At 52.3% G+C, this 15605-nt stretch carries 16 protein-coding genes, 1 pseudogene and 1 riboswitch; of the genes and pseudogenes, 9 read left to right on the forward strand and 8 right to left on the reverse strand.

Translation table 11 applies throughout. The features are described from left to right. Nucleotides 1-4: 4 nt before the first annotated feature. Nucleotides 5-1723, forward strand: a complete 1719-nt coding sequence (gene ptsP, locus GX016_07800) for a phosphoenolpyruvate--protein phosphotransferase (protein HHT71462.1) — start codon at nucleotides 5-7, stop codon at nucleotides 1721-1723. A 263-nt stretch (nucleotides 1724-1986) separates the two neighbouring features. Here the strand turns inward: ptsP and GX016_07805 are convergent, their stop codons facing one another. The 4 genes from GX016_07805 to GX016_07820 all read right to left on the reverse strand — a co-directional run bounded on the left by GX016_07805 (nucleotide 1987) and on the right by GX016_07820 (nucleotide 5022). Next, a complete protein-coding gene (locus GX016_07805; protein ID HHT71463.1) occupies nucleotides 1987-2451 on the reverse strand; it encodes a Fur family transcriptional regulator in 465 nt (154 codons plus the stop codon). 194 nt (nucleotides 2452-2645) lie between these two features. Beyond that, the gene (locus GX016_07810; protein ID HHT71464.1) at nucleotides 2646-4034 is read right to left on the reverse strand and encodes a ferrous iron transporter B; all 1389 of its coding nucleotides are present in this window, start codon (nucleotides 4032-4034) and stop codon (nucleotides 2646-2648) included. Further along, the gene (locus GX016_07815; GenBank protein HHT71465.1) at nucleotides 4022-4768 is read right to left on the reverse strand and encodes an iron transporter FeoB; all 747 of its coding nucleotides are present in this window, start codon (nucleotides 4766-4768) and stop codon (nucleotides 4022-4024) included. The genes GX016_07810 and GX016_07815 overlap by 13 nt, the downstream gene beginning before the upstream one ends. Further along, nucleotides 4765-5022, reverse strand: a complete 258-nt coding sequence (locus tag GX016_07820) for a ferrous iron transport protein A (protein ID HHT71466.1) — start codon at nucleotides 5020-5022, stop codon at nucleotides 4765-4767. Before GX016_07820 ends, GX016_07815 begins: the two co-directional genes overlap by 4 nt. 222 nt (nucleotides 5023-5244) lie before the next feature. Between GX016_07820 and GX016_07825 the strand changes: the two genes are divergently transcribed. The 3 genes from GX016_07825 (at nucleotide 5245) to typA (ending at nucleotide 9350) form a co-directional block, all read left to right on the forward strand. Further along, nucleotides 5245-6201, forward strand: coding sequence for a membrane dipeptidase (locus tag GX016_07825; protein ID HHT71467.1), 957 nt, complete (start codon nucleotides 5245-5247; stop codon nucleotides 6199-6201). 112 nt (nucleotides 6202-6313) lie between these two features. Next, nucleotides 6314-7363 carry a CapA family protein gene (locus GX016_07830; protein ID HHT71468.1) on the forward strand — a complete coding sequence of 350 codons (1050 nt, stop codon included), beginning with the start codon at nucleotides 6314-6316 and terminating at the stop codon, nucleotides 7361-7363. Nucleotides 7364-7508: 145 nt separating this feature from the next. After that, a complete protein-coding gene (gene typA / locus GX016_07835; protein ID HHT71469.1) occupies nucleotides 7509-9350 on the forward strand; it encodes a translational GTPase TypA in 1842 nt (613 codons plus the stop codon). On the opposite strand, the gene GX016_07840 is transcribed toward typA, so the two are convergent. The 4 genes from GX016_07840 to GX016_07855 all read right to left on the reverse strand — a co-directional run bounded on the left by GX016_07840 (nucleotide 9319) and on the right by GX016_07855 (nucleotide 13063). Continuing rightward, the gene (locus GX016_07840) at nucleotides 9319-10698 is read right to left on the reverse strand and encodes an iron hydrogenase (GenBank protein HHT71470.1); all 1380 of its coding nucleotides are present in this window, start codon (nucleotides 10696-10698) and stop codon (nucleotides 9319-9321) included. The two genes, typA and GX016_07840, sit on opposite strands and share 32 nt — an antisense overlap. Before the next feature lie 39 nt (nucleotides 10699-10737). Then, nucleotides 10738-11565, reverse strand: coding sequence for a MetQ/NlpA family ABC transporter substrate-binding protein (locus tag GX016_07845; GenBank protein ID HHT71471.1), 828 nt, complete (start codon nucleotides 11563-11565; stop codon nucleotides 10738-10740). A 6-nt stretch (nucleotides 11566-11571) separates the two neighbouring features. Next, nucleotides 11572-12186: an ABC transporter permease gene (locus GX016_07850; protein ID HHT71472.1), complete on the reverse strand. Its 615-nt coding sequence runs from the start codon at nucleotides 12184-12186 to the stop codon at nucleotides 11572-11574. Between the two features lie 70 nt (nucleotides 12187-12256). Next, nucleotides 12257-13063: an ATP-binding cassette domain-containing protein gene (locus tag GX016_07855; GenBank protein ID HHT71473.1), complete on the reverse strand. Its 807-nt coding sequence runs from the start codon at nucleotides 13061-13063 to the stop codon at nucleotides 12257-12259. A 73-nt stretch (nucleotides 13064-13136) separates the two neighbouring features. Then, a riboswitch (SAM riboswitch) is annotated at nucleotides 13137-13245 on the reverse strand. Nucleotides 13246-13585: 340 nt separating this feature from the next. On the opposite strand from GX016_07855, the pseudogene GX016_07860 reads away from it, so the two are divergent. The 5 genes and pseudogenes from GX016_07860 to GX016_07880 form a co-directional block, all read left to right on the forward strand. Next, nucleotides 13586-13914: pseudogene (locus GX016_07860) on the forward strand (hypothetical protein). Nucleotides 13915-13930: 16 nt separating this feature from the next. Next, a complete protein-coding gene (locus tag GX016_07865; GenBank protein ID HHT71474.1) occupies nucleotides 13931-14269 on the forward strand; it encodes a winged helix-turn-helix transcriptional regulator in 339 nt (112 codons plus the stop codon). Nucleotides 14270-14299: 30 nt separating this feature from the next. Continuing rightward, nucleotides 14300-14845: a DUF2703 domain-containing protein gene (locus tag GX016_07870; protein HHT71475.1), complete on the forward strand. Its 546-nt coding sequence runs from the start codon at nucleotides 14300-14302 to the stop codon at nucleotides 14843-14845. 221 nt (nucleotides 14846-15066) lie between these two features. Next, complete coding sequence (locus tag GX016_07875; GenBank protein HHT71476.1) at nucleotides 15067-15393, forward strand: winged helix-turn-helix transcriptional regulator; 327 nt, start codon at nucleotides 15067-15069, stop codon at nucleotides 15391-15393. Nucleotides 15394-15462: 69 nt separating this feature from the next. Continuing rightward, nucleotides 15463-15605: permease (locus GX016_07880; protein HHT71477.1), on the forward strand; the 143-nt coding region annotated here is incomplete at its 3' end.

Below are 15605 nucleotides of genomic sequence, written 5' to 3' on the forward strand. Positions count from 1 at the left end.
ACTGGTGGAGAACAGATACTTAGGCTTGGGGGCGGCACCAGGAATAGCCATCGGTCCGGCAGTGGTGTGGTGCCCGGAGCTGCCGAGTGTAGACAAAGAACCGACGACAGGTAGCCCAGAAGAGGAGAGAGCCCGACTGAAGGCGGCAGTACGAGCTGCGGAAACAGAGTTGGCCGAGCTAAAAAGCCGGACCGAGCGGGAATTGGGACCCGAGGAGGCTGCCATCTTTACCGCCCATCTGCTCATGCTGGCTGATCCGGCTCTTGTAGGGAGAGCGGCCGGGCTTATTTCCCAGGGCGAAAGTGCTGATACAGCCATGGCTCAGGCGGTAGCAGAGCAGGCGGCTCTGCTGGAAGCCCTGCCCGATGAGTATTTGGCTGAGAGGGCGGCTGATGTACGCGATGCGGGAGGACGGGTGTTGGCCCATCTACGGGGCCAACAACAACAGCTGCCGCAGCTTGATGTACCCTCCATTGTAGTAGCCCCTGACTTGACACCGTCCCAGACAGCTCGTCTGCCGAAAGAGCGATTGCTGGGCTTGGTCACGGAGACTGGAGGTCGTACATCCCATGTGGCTATTATGGCCCGTTCTTTGGGTATTCCGGCGGTGGTGGGGACAGGTGGAATTGTCGCCCAGGTAAAAAGCGGCCAGGTGGTGGCTCTGGATGGAACCAGCGGGGAAGTAGTGCTACATCCGGAAGCCGCTGAGCTTGCCGAATGGCAGCAACGACAGAACCAACTTAAAACCGACCGCCGTCGTCGGCAAGCCCTGGCCGCGCAGCCGGCAATCACTGTGGACGGTCAGCGGGTAACTCTGATGGCCAATATCGGCCGCCCATCCGAAGTCCAACCGGCCCTAAACATGGGGGCCGCGGGAATAGGCCTTTTCCGAACCGAATTCTTGTATATGGATCGGGAGCAACTGCCCAGCGAAGAAGAACAGTTGGCTGCGTATCGGCAGGTGGTGGAACTGATGGCCCCGCAGCCGGTAATTATCCGCACGCTGGATATCGGCGGCGACAAGGATTTGCCGTATTTAGGCCTGGTTCGAGAGGCTAACCCGTTCTTAGGCTGGCGAGCACTGCGTTACTCTTTGTCGCACCCGGAAATATTTCGCACTCAACTGCGAGCTATTCTCCGCGCTGCTGCTGCCGGTGAGGTTAGAATCATGTTTCCCCTGGTGGTGTCGATTCAGGAGATAAGACAGGCTAAGGAGCAACTGGCTCAGGCTCAAAGAGAGCTGGACGAACGCAAGGTACCGCGCGGGGATAAAGTTCAGGTGGGCATTATGGTGGAAACTCCGGCGGCGGCAATAATAGCTGATCAGCTGGCTCGGGAAGCGGATTTCTTTAGCATCGGTTCTAACGATTTGATCCAGTATACTCTAGCCGCCGACCGGCAGAACGAAAGGGTGGCGGCGGTATTCGATTCGTTTCACCCGGCGGTGCTGCGTCTTATTGACACCACTATAGCTGCCGGCCGCGAGGCTGGAATCGAAGTGGGCCTGTGCGGTGAGATGGCCGGCGATCCCCTGGCGACCCCGCTACTTTTGGGGCTGGGGCTGCAAAAGTTTAGTATGGCGGCACTGTCGCTGCCGGCAGTAAAAGAAAAAGTCCGCACCTGGTCTTTGGACGCAGCCCGGTCACTGGCTCGACAAGCGCTAGAACTGTCGTCAGGGGAAGAGGTGCAAACACTTGTCTTAAACTGGGGAGACGGAGCCTAGGGTGCGGAGGGTGAAGCATAACCCTATTGTAGCCGGGACGGCTAATGAACCGCCAAAGTAGAACGGGGCGGCCGGGCCGAAGGCATGCCAGAGCAAGCCGCCCATAAGCAATACTGGCAGCAGAGCGATACTGATTAAGGTGAATGCCTTTAATGGTTTGTCTAAGACGCCCCAGTTTAGTGCTAGGGCTTTTTCTTTTTCGTGTTAAGTTCGTGTTAAGGGGACTGAGCTGTTGACACATTCCTTGATAATGCCTTTTGGCCCTAGCGGAAGGTTTGCCACTGTGAAAGAATTTGGGGATGGGAGTTAAAGAAGGCCAGGAGTCGTTCTAATCCAGTTACTGCAGCCGGGCTAATGTTATGCTCGATTTTCTCGGCATCTTCCAGTACATCTTCTAAGCCCAGAAGGCGCAAGAAATCTTCTAGTATGTGGTGGCGGTTGAGCAAATAAGCTCCGCGTTTCCGACCTTTGTCTGTGAGCCGGACAATGCTGTATTTTTCGTATACCAGCCAGTTTCTCTCGGCTAACCTTTGAATCATATTGGATGCCGACGGCGGCTGGACGTTCAATGCGGTAGCCAGCTCAAGAACACGAGTATGCCCGCTGTCCTGAGATAGGCGATAAATCATTTCCAGATAGTCTTCCATACTGGGGGTTAGGCTCTCGCGGCGTAGCGTGTTTCTTAAGTGGTAGCCGCGGAAGGTATAAAAGTCGGTTTTGTTATCCATAACATCTCCCCTTTCTACCGCCGGGACAACAATCTCTCTACCCTTTAGCCTACGCCGTGTTCTTTGTGGGCAGAACCTGGCTCTGTCGATAGGTGTGTGGGTGAGTAGGCTCGCTCGCCGGCGCCATGTTAATAGCGGTCGCCACATTGTGCTCAAAGGACAATCCTACGGGCTTCGCATGTAGTGGAGCTAGCTTACAGTGACGGTAACAATAGATTTAGAAGGAACAACACAGTGCAAGCTAGCGTTAGAGGCAACAAAAATGCTACCGCTGTCCAGAGCTTGCTGCCGGTTTCTTTTTTGATGGTCCATAAAGTGGTGCTACAAGGGAAATGAAGCAAAGAAAACAGCATTACTAAGATGGCAGTTTTGGCAGTCCAGCCGTGAGCCACCAGCAGCTGCTGCAATTCGCTCAAGCTACCCGGCCACAGCAGGGCACCTTCGGCCAAATAGCCCATAACCACAATGGGTAGGACAATTTCGTTAGCCGGCAAACCGAGGAAAAAGGCCAGTAGAATAACGCCGTCAAGGCCTAGGCAACGGGCAAATTTGTCTAAGTGTCCAGCGGCTATACTTAGCATTGTCTCCGATCCCAGCGGGGTGTTGGCTAAGATCCAGGTAACAGCCCCTGCCGGTGCTGCCCAAACGATGGCCCGCATGAGCACGTGAATGGTACGATCTAAGACTGACCGGACCAAGATGCGCCCCACTTGTGGCGGTCGGTAGGGAGGAAGCTCCAGCACAAATGCTGACGGCACGCCCCGAAGCAGGGTACGGGTTAGCAGCCAAGACACACCCAAGGTAGTGCCGATCCCAACTAGAATCAGGGACAATACGGCAAACGATGCCAGGAATCCGGAATCAACACCGTAGAGAGTGCTGCCTAGGAAGATACTGCTTAAGGCAATAAAGGTGGGAAAACGACCGTTGCAGGGCACGAAAGTATTAGTCAAGATTGCCACCAGCCGTTCCCGTGGGGAATCAATGATCCGACAGGCGATAACGCCGGCAGCATTGCAGCCGAAACCCATGCTCATGGTAAGGGCTTGCTTGCCGTGCGCCCCCGCCCATTGAAAGAAACGGTCCAGGTTAAAGGCTACCCGGGGCAAGTAGCCTAAGTCTTCAAGTAAGGTAAACAGAGGGAAGAAAATAGCCATGGGCGGAAGCATTACCGACACCACCCAGGCGGTACTACGGTAAATACCTAAGACCAAAAGACCGTGCAGCCAAGTGGGGGCGTTCATCGTTATGAACAAAGCGGAAAGAAAGTCTTCACCGACGTGAAAGAGTGCCGATAACATCTCTGAGGGGTGGTTAGCCCCTTCAAAAGTCAACCAAAACACAATTACCAGTAATGTTATCATTACCGGGAAGCCCAACCAGGGGGAAGTAAGTACCCGGTCTAATCGTTCTTGCCAAGTGATTTTCGGACCGGACTCTATTTTCACTACTAGTTCCGCAATGGTTTGGGCAGTATCATAAATGCTATGAACCAGCTGATCGTGCGATGGCGTTGGCAGGTCGGCAGCGAGCTGGCTGGCTTGCTGCAAAGCAGCTGCTTGGTTCGGATTTAGCCGAGCCATGGAGCCACCTTCTTTGTGGCCCGGGCAAGAACAGGGGCGGTAGCTGGCGTTTGTTCTTGTTCTTGGTCCAGAAGGCGTTGTAGCAAACTGTTGTCCCGCTCCAGTATGCGCAGAGCTAACCAGCGGGGAGAAAACTGCGAAGCCAGCGGTGCCAATTCCGCCGTAATAACAGCCAGGGATGCTTCTATGTCGGCGCCGTAACGTACAAAACGGGGAGAGCGGATAGAATGTCTGTTACCGATGTCCCGGATGGCAGTTTTAAGGGCCGCCATTCCTTCACCGGATCGAGCTACGCTGGGTATGCAGGGGACACCAAGCTCAGCAGCCAGTCTATCTGTATCTATAGCCAAACCTTGGCGGCGGGCTTCATCCATCAGGTTAACGCAAACCACAGTTTTAGGGGTTAGTTCAAGTATTTGCAACACTAGATTCAGATTTCTCTCCAGGCAGGTGGCGTCTACCACCACCACTGTGACATCAGGTGCTTCAAACAAAATGAAATCCCTGGCAACTTCTTCCTCCGGGGAGTTAGCAAACAAAGAGTAAGTGCCGGGTAGATCAACGATGGTATAGGCGGTATTTTGCCAGGCAAATGAGCCCGTGGCCAAGGTAACTGTCTTTCCGGGCCAGTTACCGGTATGCTGATTAAGGCCGGTTAACGCGTTAAAAACGGTACTTTTGCCGGTGTTTGGGTTGCCGGCCAGTGCTACAACCGGTCGTGCCAAGCTGGTCATGGTTCCAACCTCCTCACCATAATTAACTGCGCTTCCTTGGCCCTAAGGGCCAAGGTTGTGCCGCGTACGCGATAAGCACTAGGGTCACCCATCGGGCTGGAGAAGGCGACCGCTGTTTGTGTTCCAGGAACAAGTCCCAGGTCCAGAAGGCGGCGCTTTATACCGCCCGTCATTTCCAGGGAAATAATCTGTGCTGACTGGCCAGACGGTAACATACTAAGCGGTATCAGCGTTTCTTTATTGTCAGTGATCATTTAGGTCACCTCACTTAGACAACGCAAACAAACTTAGCCTCGCCTTATAACTGGTTTATTCTATGACTAAAACCCGATAAAGGTCACCGACTTGTCGTGTTTGCACCTAGAAGATAATGTCTGACTGTCGAAGATAACTCCTGTTGGCAGGGAAGAGGGTGTCTTAGATGGAAGTATTATCCCAGATCAAAAGAGAGTGACGGCAAGAAAGGGCGATGTACGGTGGAACAGACGACGAACTATTTTGTTATCGATGGTCATTGTGATGCTTTGTATCAACTGGAACAAGAGGCCGGCCAGGGTTCGCTAAAGCAGCGACCTCAAGGACAGGTCGATATTAAACGCCTACAAGAAGGCCAAGTGGTAGCTCAGTTTTTTGCCCTCTATGGCGGGGAGCCTAACCGGCTACTCCTGGCTCAGTCCAGTGCTCTAAAGCAGATTAAGTTACTTTATCGTGAACTTAGAGTTAATCCGGAATTGATGCTAGCCTTTAACCAAGCTGATGTTATAAAAGCACAACAAGAGGGCAAAATTGCGGTTATCCTCAGTCTGGAAGGCGGTGAGGCACTCGGCGATGATCCTGGGTTACTGGAAGTGTTCTACCGCTTAGGGGTAAGGTCTCTGGGTCTAACCTGGAATCAGCGTAATCTGTTGGCTTCCGGTGTGGATGACGGTGACTCCGGCGGCGGCCTTACCGCTTTGGGCGGCGAAGCGGTAAAGGTAGCCCAGAACCTAGGCATACTACTGGATGTATCTCATCTTAGCGCCAGGTCGTTCTGGGATTTAATTGATTACGCCCGGGGACCGGTCATCGCTTCTCATTCCTCGGCCTTTGCTCTTTGCCCACACCCGCGCAATCTTACTGACCAGCAGGCTCGGGCTGTGGCCCAAACCGGCGGTGTTATCGGTGTGAATTTCCACTCGCCGTTCTTATGTAAACAGGGTGGGGCTAAGTTGATCGATGTGGTGAACCATATTGATTACTTGGTGCAATTGGTGGGGCCTAAGCATGTGGGGCTAGGGTCAGATTTCGATGGCATCCCAGCCGGTCCCCAGGGACTGGAGGGACCGCACCGGTTTCCGGATCTAGCTCGGGCCCTGACTGAGCGCGGGTATAAGGATCAAGAAGTGAGGGCCATTATGGGCTTGAATTTTTTGCGAGTTCTTCCATCAACTTAGGTATTAAGACTCAAAACCAGCCCGTTTCTTGCTGGAGAGTGATATAATAAGGGCTGTTTGTTGGTAAAGACTAGAAAGGAATGGGTCAGTCAAGCCAGAGAGGGGGAGAAGGTTGACCAAGATTAGAATCGGCGGCGGGACAGCTGCGGCCCTGATGGTAGTTTTCGTTGTCGTCGGTTGTGGGCTCGGCAACGCTGTTACAGCTGGAGAAGATCCGGCCAAAACAGCGGCAGAATTGCCGGCACCGACGCTAATTACGGTGGCGGCGGTGGGAGATGTGATGGCCCATATGCCCCAGGTACACGGAGCTTGGGATCCGGAGCGGCAGGTGTATGATTTTAGCCCTTCTTTCAGGGAAATTGCCCCTTACTTAAGCAGTGCCGACCTTACTATCGCCAACTTAGAAACAGTGCTGGACGACAGCCGTCCGTACCACGGTTATCCGCGCTTCAATAGCCCCAGCAGTTTGGCTGTAGCCTTAAAGGAAGCCGGGGTAGACGTGGTCACTACTGCCAACAACCATGCTTTGGATCAAGATGAAAGCGGGCTGCTAAACAGCTTGGATCACTTGGATCAGATCGGCCTTTTGCATACGGGCACTTTTCGGACAGAGACCGAGCGACAACCATTGTTGATATCGGTGCCAGGATTTGATTTGGCTTGTTTGGCTTACACTACCACTACCAATGGTTTGCCGGTGCCGATAGGCAAAGACTACTTAGTAAATATATGGGACCAAGAAAAGGCCGCGGCTGATATCCGGTGTGCCCGCCAGCAGGGGGCGGAGTTTGTCATCACCTGTATCCATTTTGGTCCCGAGTATCAGCGTCAGCCGTCGGCACAGCAGCAGCAGATTGCACAGGAACTAATAGACGCCGGTGCAGACTTGGTCCTGGGATGCCACCCCCATGTGGTACAACCGTGGGCTGAGCAGATGAAACCAAATAGTGATGAGCGAGTTCTTATTGTCTACTCACTGGGCAACTTTATTTCCAACCAATACTTCCCTTATACTGATCGCGGTATTATTCTTTACGTTACTCTAGCCAAGGATCCTCTCTCGGGCATCATCAACGTTGATTCCTATGAAGTTGTGCCCACACGGGTTCTGCGGGAGCAGCGCCATACCGTTGTAGTGGATGATAAACTAGAATTTCCCTAGCCAGAGAATTGCCAGCGGGGGCCCGACACGGACCTTGTGTAGGGGTGGGCCCTCTGTGGCTGCTTGTTTCCCGGGCCGGGACGGAGTCCGGCCCTCCGCGGCCGCCCACAGAGTTATGGTTAGACTAACTGTCGGAGGAGATATTATGGAGCTTAGAAACATTGCTATTATTGCTCATGTAGATCACGGTAAGACCACTTTGGTTGATACTTTGCTACATCAAACCGGTGTGTTTCGGAGTCACCAAGAAGTAAGAGATCGCGTTCTCGACTCCGGTGAGCTGGAACGGGAACGGGGAATCACGATATTGGCCAAGAACACAGCGGTCTTTTATCGAGACACCAAGATTAACATTGTGGATACCCCCGGCCATGCCGATTTTGGCGGCGAGGTTGAACGAGTATTGTCCATGGTGGACGGTGCGTTGCTGCTGGTGGATGCCTTTGAAGGGCCCATGCCCCAGACCCGGTTTGTACTGGAGAAAGCGTTAGTGCAGGGAATAAAACTGTTAGTTGTTATCAATAAAATTGACCGCCAAGGAGCACGGCCGCAAGAAGTGGTGGATGAAGTACTTGATTTATTCATTAATCTGGGTGCCACTGAAGAGCAAATAGAATTTCCGGTGCTGTACGGTTCGGCCCGAGCCGGAGCTTTACACCCCGATCTGGACCAAGCGGAACGCTTGTTGGCGGCCGGAAAGCAAGATATCCTGCCGCTGCTGGAGGCAATATTAGACTATATACCCGGGCCCAGCGGTAACCCGGAGGCGCCGTTGCAGCTTTTGGTGACCACCCTTGATTGGAGCGATTATGTCGGGCGGATAGCCATCGGCCGAATTGACAACGGTATGCTCCATCCCGGACAGGAAGTGGCCGTAGCCCGAGGGGATGAAGAACCGGTACTGACTAGAATTGCCGATGTGTTCACTTTCCAAAGCCTGAAACGAGTTCCCATCGAGGCAGCGCTAGCCGGCGATATTGTGGCTGTAACCGGACTGGGAGATGTAGATATCGGCGTTACGGTAATGGATCCCAACGATCCGAGACCGTTGCCGCCGATTACGGTGGATGAACCGACGCTTACCATGACGTTTCGAGTGAACGACAGTCCTTTTGCCGGCGAGGAAGGCGACTACCTCACCTCACGCCAGCTGCGCCAGAGGCTGTGGAAAGAGGCACGCAAAGATGTGGCCTTAAGGGTGGAAGAGACTGATACTCCGGACGCGTTCACTGTGGCCGGTCGGGGAGAACTGCATCTGGCCATTCTAATCGAAACCATGCGGCGTGAAGGTTATGAACTAGCTGTCTCCAAACCAAATGTAATAATGAAAGAAATCAATGGGATCCAGCATGAACCGTTGGAACGAGTAACCGTCGATGTTGGACAGGAATATACCGGCGCTGTTATTGAGGGACTGGGAATACGTAAAGGTGAGCTACAAAGCATGACACCTCGGGGCGACGACCGCGTGCGGTTGGAGTTTGTTGTCCCCATGCGTGGACTGATCGGCTATGCTTCTCAGTTCGCTACCGAAACCAAGGGCTCCGGCATTTTAAACCAAAACTTCGCTGGCTACGGGCCCTATCGTGGACCAGTACCAACTCGTCCCGGTGGCAGTTTGGTAGCCTGGGAAGAAGGCGAAGCCACCGCTTATGCCATCAGTAACATTCAGGAGCGGGGTACACTCTTTGTTACGCCCGGCACCCGGGTTTATCAGGGAATGATTGTGGGAGAAAACTCCCGACCGGTTGATATCGATGTGAACATAGCCAAAAAAAGACACGTGACCAACATCCGGTCGGCCACGTCGGAAATAGCTGTGAAGTTAGATGAACCGCGGATTCTAACGTTGGAACAGGCGCTGGCTTACATTAATAACGACGAGCTGGTAGAAATAACCCCCAAAAGCATTAGATTGCGGAAGCTGATCTTAAACCGGGACGAACGCAAAGATGCTAAGTACCACGGAGGGGGTCAGGAGTCTTAACTGAGTGCAGCTTCACTGCCTGGCCGTACCTGGTATAGAGTCGATGGGCACGCCGGTTGCGGACGGCTTCGCCGATGGGTGCTCGGTCGGCAAACGTGTCGACCTGGGTCTTTCCGGTTTCTGGGGGGATAAGCTTTCCTGGGCCACCGACGCAGCCGCCGACACAGGCCATACCCTCAATAAAAGTTGCGTCGAGCAAACCTTGTTCAGCCAGTTTCAGCAGCTGGCTGCATTCTTTAATACCGTTGCCGCGCTGGATCCTAACTTCTAAACTGGGAGCCAGGGTGTTGATGCTACGGACAATGGCGGTGGAGACACCGCCGCTACGCCCGTAGATACGCCCGTCGTGGCTGGCATCAGCTAGATCGGCAGTTTGAGTTGCACCGTCAACTTCGATTCCACCGGCTTGGAGCATGGCCGCGGTTTCTTCAAAGGTAAGAACAAAGTCGACGGCGCCGGCCAGCTCCGGTTGGCGGGCTTCTGATTTCTTAGCGATACAGGGGCCGATAAACACTACCTTGAGCTTAGGGTTTTCGGCTTTGAGCAATCGTCCGATGGCGATCATGGGGGAAACGGAATCAGAGATGAGATGAGCCAGGAGGGGCCGAAACTTCTGTACCAGGCGAATAAAAGGCGGGCAACAGCAGGATGTGATCATGAACAGATCGCCGCGTTGTCGGCGGCGGATATATTCCTCGGCTTCTTTAATGGTGATCACGTCGGCTCCTAAAGCAACTTCCACCACGCGATCAAAGCCGAAAGCTGTAAGGGCAGCGCGAACTTGTTCGCCGAAAACACCGGGACCGAATTGACCGGCGAAAGCGGGCGCCACCACCGCCGCCACTTCTTGCGTCTGATCCATCAGTAGCTGGGCAACCTGAACGATTTCTGTCTTGTCCGAAAGAGCGGCGGCACGGCAAGCACCGATGCAGAACCCACAGCCCAGGCAGCGGTCGTTGTTGATATGGCGCCCGTGCTCATTTCGTTCTAAGGCGTCGGTGATACAGGCGAGTTCGGCTGCGCACTCCAGGTCGCTGCAGCTACGGCAGGCTGCGGGAATAGCAGATATCAGCGGCTTTTCCGGGGCCGAAAGGAAAGGAGCCCGCCGGGCGGCTTGAATCAAGTTTTCCCCACCGGTTCGGGGATTAAGGCCTAGGGTGCTACGGACTAAGGCTTCGGCGATTAAGCGGGCCTCTTTCGGCTGCTCGAGCAACCGAAACCAATAATCGGCGGCTTCAGCTGCTATCACGTCTATTTGGTGTGGCAAATCGCCGTTTAAAGTGGCATAAGTGATCTTGTGCCACAGCTGACGGCGCAAAGCTTGAGCCGGGGTAATTTCCAGCTTCACAGTATCACCCCGGCTCTAGTTTGCCCTAATGTTCGGTTGTTAGAACGCCGGTACTACGGCACCTTCGTATTTTTCTTCAATAAATTTCTTCACCGCTTCGTTGTTCAGAGCTTGGGCCACTTTCTTTAGGGCGGCGCTATCTTTATCTTCGGCTCGTACCACCAGCACGTTGGCATAGGGCGAATCTTTGTCTTCGATAAAGATGGCATCGGCTTTAGGATTGAGTCCAGCCGGCAGGGCGTAGTTAGTGTTGATGACGGCAAAATCCACTTCGTCCAAAGTGCGGGGCAGGGAGGCCGCCTCCAGCTCATTGATTTGTAGCTGCTTGGGGTTGGCGGCAATGTCCAGGGGCGTGGCTGTGAGCCCCACTCCTTCTTTTAAGGTAAGAAGGCCTGCCTTCTGCAGTAGCAGCAGCGCTCGCCCGCAGTTGGTAGCATCGTTGGGGATAGCTACTACCGCTTTTTCCGGTATGTCGTTGATGCTGGCAATCTTTTTGGAGTACACTCCTAACGGCTCTACGTGAACCTTGGCAATGGGTACCAGATCAGTTCCGGCACCTTCGTTATAAGTCTCCAGATACGGTACATGCTGGAAGTAGTTGGCGTCCAGTTCCTTACCGGCTAAGCTGGGATTCAGCTGAGTCCAATCACTGAACTCTTGTATATCAAGCTCAATGCCTTCCTGTTCCAATTCAGGCTTGATGAAGCTCAGCACTTCGGCATGGGGAACAGATGTAGCTCCTATTTTTACCGTAACAACTTCCTCACCGGAATTGTTGTCTGCTTCCGGCTCGGCCGGGGCAGTGCAGGCACCCAGAGTGAACAGCAGAATAACAGCTAGAGCGATAACAGCAATACGTTGAAACAAGTTCAATTACTCCAACCTCCTTTGTCCTTTCGACGCTTTTAAAGCCAGGGAATTACCCACTGATTGTGTGACTTGGACCAAGACAATAAGGATAACCACTGTTTCCAGAAGGACATCATTGCGAAACCGTTGGTAACCATAGCGAATGGCAATGTCCCCCAGACCGCCACCGCCGATGGCACCGGCCATGGCTGAGTATCCGACCAGATTGATGGCAGTGAGGGTAAAGCCAAGCAGCAGTGCCGGCCACGCTTCCGGCAGCAATACTTTGGCAATTATCTGGAGCGGCGAGGCTCCCATAGACTCAGCGGCCTCGATAACACCGGGTTCGATTTCCCTAAGGGAGTTTTCCACTACCCGGGCTACAAACGGCACGGCGGCCACAGCCAGCGGGAAAATGGCGCCCCGGGTACCAATAGACACGCCTACCAGCAATTTTGTGATCGGCATCAACAAAAAGAGCAAGATCACAAACGGTATCGAGCGTCCAGTATTGACGATGCTGCTTAAAATGGCGTTTAGTTGTTGCCGGGGAAGAATATGTCCCGGCGCAGTGACCACTAACAATACGCCCAACGGTACCCCAACAGCCAAAGCTATGGCCAGAGACAGCCCTACCATGTACAGTGTTTGCCCAGTGGCTGTCAAAATCAGTTTCTGCAGGGCTTTATCAGCCAGAAGAGCTGACACTTTATACCACCTCCCCGACGGCCAGTGCCGGCCTGGCCACAGCCGACTTGTTGCGAGCGACGCCTGCTACAAGACCGCTGGTGGTGATCAGGCGGCGGGTAGCGGAAGCATGGGGCTGGCTAAAGACATCGGTTACCGAGCCCATTTCCACTAACCGGCCTTCGTCGAGTACGCCTACGCGATCACAGACTTGGTGAATTACCGCTAATTCGTGGGTGATCAGAATGATGGTAACACCTAAGTTACGGTTGATTTGTTTTAGCAGTGCTAAGATGGATTGAGTTGTCTCCGGGTCCAAAGCTGAGGTGGCCTCGTCAGAGAGCAGAAGGCGAGGGCGACAAGCCAACGCTCGCGCAATGCCAACCCGCTGCTTTTGGCCGCCGGACAACTGGTGCGGATAAGCCTGAGCTTTGTCAGTCAATCCCACCATCGCCAGCAGTTCATCCACCCGCTGTTTTATTTCCGCTCCAGGTACACGGGCAATCTCCAGGGGAAAGGCGATGTTTTGAGCCACGGTTCTAAGCTTAAGCAGATTGAAATGCTGAAAGATCATACCGATTTGTTGACGGGCCTGGGCCAACTGCTGTGGGCTTAACTGACCTAGGTCCTGGCCGTCAATCTGAACTTGGCCGGCAGTGGGGCGTTCCAAGTAGTTAAGACAGCGGACCAAAGTGCTTTTTCCGGCTCCGGAGGCGCCCATGATGCCAAACACCTCCCCCTCAGCCACGGCAAAAGAGATGTTTTGCAAAGCAGTTACAGTTCCCATGGGGGTAACGAACTCTTTGCACAGGTTCTTTACTTCTACCATCATGGTCCCTCCTTATAAGCAAAATAAAACCCCTCCGCAGACGGAGGGGTAAAATACATAGTATTATCCCACACTCTCATCTGCCAGGACTTAAGTCCTGCTGGAATTGGCACCATACCGCGTATGGGCGGCTGGTTGCCGAGGTTTCACCGGGCCAGTCCCTCCACCTCTCTGGATAAGAGCCTAAGTTAGCTCGGTATTTGCTTGTTGTCAGCAATGTTAGCACAGAATCCAATAGCTGTCAAGAGTTATGAATCATTTGTGTCACGGGACTATGATATAAGGGGACTGAGAAAATGTCACCATGGGAAAGGAAGACATTTTCTTGAACAAGATACTGTTGCACTGTGCACATAACTATATTAGAATATTATCATATAGCGATAGAAAATTAATTCCGGGGCTATGGGGGTGAATTCATGATACACATGGATGCAGAACAGCCTATGGCTGACCTATTTAAGGCGTTGGGGCATCCTACTCGGTTGAAGATTTTGCGGCTGTTGTGCCAAGGGGAGATATGTGTATGCGAGATGGCTCCACAGTTGGAGCACTTTTTGCATCGCCGGCGGCATCTCAGCTGTTCTGTCTGCGGGGGCAGTGCTGAAGTATTTTGGCCCCCGAACTGAAAAGTGGCTTTCTTATGGTGTGGCTTCGGTGTCGGGAACGGTGTTAGCTGTTTGCTCGTGTACGGTACTACCTTTATTTGCTGGCATTTATCGCAAGGGGGCGGGGATAGGACAGCTTTTTTGTATTTCGGGCCGGCTATCAATGTTCTCGCCATAGTACTTACGGCGCGTATTGACAAAACTAGATTTGATACATATTATATTTCGTATCAAGATTTTTAAATATGAGGAGAAGAACATGACATCGATATATGAGGATCAGGCAAAGGTATTCAAAGCTTTCTGCGATGAAAAGCGCTTGCGGATACTTGAGCTGCTTCGAGCCGGTGAAAAATGTGCCTGTGTTTTGATAGAGCAGCTTGATATCCCGCAATCCTCGCTATCTTACCACATGAAGATATTATGTGAATCAGGTATCGTGGATAGCAGGCAGGACGGAAAATGGACCCATTACAAAATAAGTAAAAAAGGGAGTAGTTCAGCAGCTAAGCTTCTCAAAACTCTAACAACGCCAAACACTGTAGTAGAAACGAATTACTGCTGTAAGGACTGTGGGCCATCCGAAGATGGTTTTTAAGGACCGGATACATTAAAGGGGTGATTTGTTATGGTTAAAACTCGGGATATGGGAGAGACTTGCTGCTCCTATGGCTGCGGCGAACTTACTAAGAAGAAAGTACTTGTTGAATATCTGTATCTTGATTTGAAAACCTGCAATCGTTGCATAGGGACTGACATCGTGCTGGACGAGGTTATGGTGAAGCTTACGCCTGCCCTGGAACTTGCCGGATGCTCTGTTGAATATCACAAGGTTGAAATGGCCACGGCGGAAATAGCAAGGCAGTATAAGTTTTTGTCCTCGCCGACCATTCGTGTAAACGGGCAGGACATCTGTCAGACTGTTACGGAAACAAGCTGCGGCTGTTGTAGCGAAATTAGTGACACCAATGTGGATTGCCGTGTGTTTGAATATAACGGGGAAATCTACGAGATACCTCCAAAAGAAATGCTGGCCGATGCTATACTCCGGAGTGTGTTTGGGATGCCTGAAGGCAGTTGTTCCTGCGACAGCTATAAGCTGCCGGACAATCTAGCAACTTTTTTCGAAGGCAAGGAAGGCACAAAATGCTCTTGCGAAGGCAATTGCTGTTGATGAATAAGGAACTTGAATAAGGAAAACTTGCAAGATCAGTCGAACGACGCCTTTAGAGGCAGTATCCTTTGGGGAAAACTGCTTTGCTGCTTTATCCAATTGTACATAGAATTATTACAGTAGCGATTTCACTTGATTTTCCATGACAACTATATTAGGATATATGCATATAGTAAATTTGTGAGTAAGCCCGCCTAAGGGGGGAATTGGCCATGCTTCAAATGGATGCCGAGCAACTATTGGCTGACTTGTTTAAAGCGCTAGGACACCCGACACGAGTAAAGATCTTGAAGATACTGCGCCAGGGAGAAATCTGTGTTTGCGATATGGCACCTCAGTTGGAATTGGAGCAGTCTAATGTTTCTCAGCATCTGGCGGTTTTGCGCAACCAAGGCTTAGTTACTTTTAGTAAAGATGGATTGCGCGTGGTTTATAGATTGGCGCACCCGGGAATTATGCCCCTGCTAGATGCTGCTGCCAGACTATTGGCTCGGCAAGTTCAGGCCCAACAAAGTGTTCTGTCCCAGTTTAACCGCGATGAGAAGTAGTTTGTCAAGATGTTTCAATTAGATGTTTTTGGTTGGAAAAGGAGCTGATTATCGTTGATTATCTTTACAATGCTACAAAGTGGTCTTAGTGAACTGCTGGAATATCTCTCGGCTCATGTGTTAACTTGTTTGGTACCGGCGTTTTTTATTGCCGGTGGTATTTCGGCTGTGCTTTCTACGGCAGCAGTTTTACAGTACTTCGGTCCAAAGAC

Source organism: Bacillota bacterium (assembly GCA_012837285.1).
In the GTDB taxonomy this organism is placed as follows: Bacteria; Bacillota; DTU030; order DUMP01; family DUMP01; genus DUNI01.